The organism is Chloroflexota bacterium, from assembly GCA_013152435.1.
Classification (GTDB): domain Bacteria; phylum Chloroflexota; class Anaerolineae; order DUEN01; family DUEN01; genus DUEN01.
The window spans coordinates 977-5,420 of the sequence record JAADGJ010000043.1 but is presented as its reverse complement, the minus strand read 5'-3'; the positions used below and the strand labels follow the sequence as shown (position 1 = coordinate 5,420).

Annotated in this window: 1 protein-coding gene; it reads left to right on the top strand. The window is 67.4% G+C overall.

Annotated elements, in window-relative coordinates; translation table 11 throughout:
• Positions 1-4,368, top strand: a 4,368-nt coding sequence (locus tag GXP39_05605) for a hypothetical protein (protein ID NOZ27514.1), incomplete at its 5' end; no start/stop codon positions are given.
• Positions 4,369-4,444: the final 76 nt, after the last annotated feature.

Genomic DNA, 4,444 nt, shown 5'->3' with positions numbered 1-4,444 from the left:
CGCGTGGCATATCGGGACGATAACGGCCACCTGCACACCACGGACAGTTATCACTACCCGTATATCGAGAACTGGCTGCGCCAGGCTTACCCGGTGCCCGATGTGCGCATCACGGAAGCGAGCTCCGTTCTTGACGCCTCCCACTGGGTCACGAAGGGGACGTGCTCGGAGATCAACAGCGTGTTGGCCGACGAGTGGACCCAGGACGGCAGTCCGGCGGATGTCATCTACTTCGCCATCAGCGATGGGATCCCATATGGCTGCGCCCTCATGCCTGGCAATTGGGGTACCGGTGCTGCGTGGGAGGATGCGACCTCCGGCTGGGACTTTGATGGCTCCATCGCCGACTGGTACGCCGGCCACGAGATCGGCCACACCCGCGGTATGAACCACGTGCAAACCCAGAAGAGCAGCTTGTGCGGTCAGGTGGCACCCCCTCCATACGAGCCTTATCAGGCTGGGAATGGCCGCATCAGCCCGGATACGACGGGACCCGGGGCTCAATACGGCTTCAACGTCGATACCCTGGAGATCTACCCATACTCGTGGAAGGATGTCATGACGTACTGCGCCTACAAGTGGGTCTCCGGGTACACCTACGAGAAGATCCACGACTTCATCGTCGGCCAGACGGGAGGTGCGGCGGCCCAGGGCGTGCGTACGGAAGGCGAGCGGTTGCTGGTCATCGGGCTGCTCGATCCGGAGGAGGACACGGCACGGCTGGCCACGGTCTCTCGCGTTGTGGAGACCTGGCCGCTCACCACGCCTGCGCCCGGCCCCTACAGCCTGCGGCTACTCGACGGCGGTGGCGGCATTCTGGCTCAGCATGCCTTCACGCCCACCCTGGAAAGCGCCGGCCGCAGCGTAGACGGGGGATCGCCGCGGTCGATGGGGCGCATCTACCTGGTCGTTCCCTGGGTCTCCGGCACGGCGCACATCGGCATCTGGCACGACGATCGGGAGCTGGCCGGCCGGGATGTCAGCGCCCATGCCCCGACCGTCACCGTGACCTATCCCAACGGCGGTGAGGTGTGGGGCAGCCAGCCGGTCACCGTGACCTGGACGGCCAACGACGCCGATGGCGACCTACTGCACTATCTGGTGCAATACAGCGCCGACGGGGGGAACACTTGGCGTGTGCTGGCAGGGCGGCTGAGCGACACGTTCTACGCCCTGAACCCGATGAACCTCCCGGGCGGCGACCAGGCGCTGATCCGCGTGGCCGCCAATGACGGTGTGAACACCGGACGCGACGTGTCCGACGCCACCTTCCAGGTGGCTAACAAGCCGCCGGAGGCCCGGATCCTCGCGCCGGCCAGCGGGCGGACCTTCGTACAGGGACAGCCCGTCATCCTGCGCGGCGTGGCCCACGACCGGGAGGATGGACGGCTTACCGGATCATCGCTGACATGGACGTCTGATCTGGACGGCGCAGTGGGCACGGGACGGGTCGTTGTGATGCCCTCGCCCAGCGTGGGCGCGCATCGGATCACCTTCACCGCCACCGACAGCCGGGGGCTGATCGCCACCGATGAGGTCCAGATCGAGGTTCAGTCCGCTCCGAGCACGGATTGTGTGGAACGCCTGCACAACGGCGACTTCGAGTCCGGCGATCTGCGCGGCTGGCAGGAGGGCGGCATGCCCGCGCCGTTCGTGAGCGACGCGATGGCACACGATGGCACCTACGCCCTGATCCTGGGTACCCCCGGCGAGTTACCCGATCGCCCCAGCCTCTCGTTCGTCCGGCAGTATGTGCATGTCCCTGAGGACGCCAGCCAGGCCGTGCTCTCCTTCTGGTACAAGGTGCGCACGCTGGACCCCGGCACCGATCACGATTGGTTCGGCGCCTTTGTCCTGGATCCTCAGGGCAAGCAGGCGCATCGGATCGGGGTGGTGAATGCCAACAGTGACTGGAATCACGTCTTGTATGATCTGCGACCATTCGCTGGCCAGACCATAGGCATTGGCTTCTTCGTGCGCAACGACGGCCAGGCGGGTCAGACGTGGGCCTTCGTGGACGACGTATCGATCTGCGCCAGCGGGGGGCTGCCGCCATCTAAACCGGGGGCATGTTGGCTGTCCGAGCAGCCGGAGGACTACGCTCCGGCTGGCCTGCCCGACTTCGATCAGCGACAAGACCTGTGGCAGGCCCCCGGCACCGGGCAGTGGTCGCACGACGGCCCGGCGGCGGTGGCGGACCTGCTCTGGTGGCGTGACTCGGCGGAGGAGCCCGGCACGACCACGCCGCCTGGCATCTCGGATGGCTATTCGCTGGTGGGAAGCTACGGCGCCTGGGACGACCACGACCCACAGAACGTGCCGCCGCTCATCGCCGACCTGGCCGCCCGCATGAACACCAACGGCGACCATCCGGGCACGGACCTGGATGACCTGGTAAATGGCCTCAACGCCTATCTGGCGGCCAAGGGTCTGGCCGACGACTATACGGTCACTGTGCGTCATGTCCCGTCCTTCGACTGGGTGCGGGAGGAGGTGAAGCAGAATCGACAGGTGTTGTTACTGCTCGGCTTCTGGGAGCTGCAACCCGACGGTTGGCGGCGACTGGGCGGACACTACGTCGCCGCGGCCGGCGCGAGTTGCGACGCCGATCGGATCGCCCTCAGTGATCCGTTCCGCAACTACGCCGAGGCCGGCTGGTCCGGACAGGTGGCTCCTTCTGGTCCGCACGGACACGCGCCGGGCCCGTCACATATCGTGCACAACGGTGTGGCCTACGTCTCCCACGATGTCTACGGCGTCATGCGTACCGCCAGCGGGTGGGGGCCTCAGGGCTACGCCCGTAGCTACGCCGAGATCGCCAACTTCGCCGGGTTGAACTTCGCCCCGGCCCTGGAATCTTCCCGTGCTGGCGCTTACCTGGGCGGGGAGGTTGTGACGCTGGCCGACTACGCCCTGGTGCTGGCCCCGCGCAGCGATCGGGTTACGCTCAAGCTCTCGCCGGCCGTCGGTCATGTGCGCGCCGGGGAAACGTTCCGGGTGGAGATGGAGATCCTGGCCGGGGATCAGCCGGTGGATGGGGTGAGCGCCTACCTGAACTTCGATCCGAACGTGCTCCGTGTTGTGGACGAGGAGGGGAACCCTGCCACGCGCGTCATCCCGGGCACGACGCTGTCCAACGTCACGCTCAACCGGGTGATCCACGCGCTGGGCCGGATCGACTTCTCCGCCCAGGGCGACGCGACCGCCGGCCGCTTTACGGTGGCCATCGTCCGCTTCCAGGCCATCACGACGACCAACAACGTTCCGCTGACGTGGAGCGTGACCGCGCCTCGCCAGAGCGATGTGACCTCCGGCGGCGGATCGGTACTGGGTGGCCTGCGCGGGGGCCGGGTCGTCGTCCGTCCAGGTGCTCGCCTGACGGGCCGGGCGACGATGCAGGGTCGCCCCACGTCGCCCGATCCCTCGTGGCGGGTGCCGCTGCTGCTGAGCCTGAGCCGTCCCGGCGAGCCGGGCCCGGCCTACCTCTACGGAACGGCCAGCAACCAGAATGGCGCCTTCGCCATGCCGGGCGTGGCGGCCCCGGGAGATTACCGGGTGCGCCTGAAGGGGCTGCACACGCTGCGTAATCTGCGGCCCACGGGCTTGAGCACGGGGATCAACGCCGTGGACATGGAGACGTTGCTGGAGGGCGACGCGTACAACGACAACCGGGTGGACGTGCGGGACGTCTCCGTGCTGGCGGCGGCCTATGGCAGATCGCAGGGCCAGCCAGGCTTCGACCCACGCGCCGACTTCAACGAGGACGGCGTGATCGATCAGGCGGACCTGACGCTGCTACGGGCCAATCTGGGCCGTCGCGGCGATATTCTGGTGGGTGTCACTGCGGCCAGCGCGGAGAGTGTGGTACTCACGCCAGCCGGGCCGAACCTGACGGGCGCGGTGTCCCTGCGGATGGTCCCGTCGAGCACGGGTGCCTCCATCGGCGATATCGTCACCATCGACGTGGTGGCCGACGCCGGGACACAGCCGGTGGACGCCGCGGCGCTGCATCTGGACTTCGACCCGACCGTGTTGGAGGTGGTGGACGCGGCCGGATCACCAGCGACGGCGGTCGAGCCCGGCATGAGGCTGCCGACGGTCCTCCTGAACAGCGTGGGCCCGGCTCGCGGCTGGGTGGACTTCCTGGCTGGCAGCCTGGGCGGCTCGCCGGCCGGTGGTCAGTTCCTCGTCGCCCGGCTGCGCGTCAGGGTGCTGGCGGCGGAATCCACCTGGGTGCGCTTTAGCTTCTCCGACTGGCGCCCCACCGACGTCATGTATCGAGGAGATACCGTGCTGGAGAGTGTGCAGGCGGCCGAGATCCGATCCGCCGGGGGCTACAGCCTCTACCTGCCGGTGATCCTGCGGTAGGGGCGCGGCGACGCTGGGCCCCATTGGTATCAAATTAAGCGATACGGAAGCATGGCTCCGCATCTCTGGGGTGGCT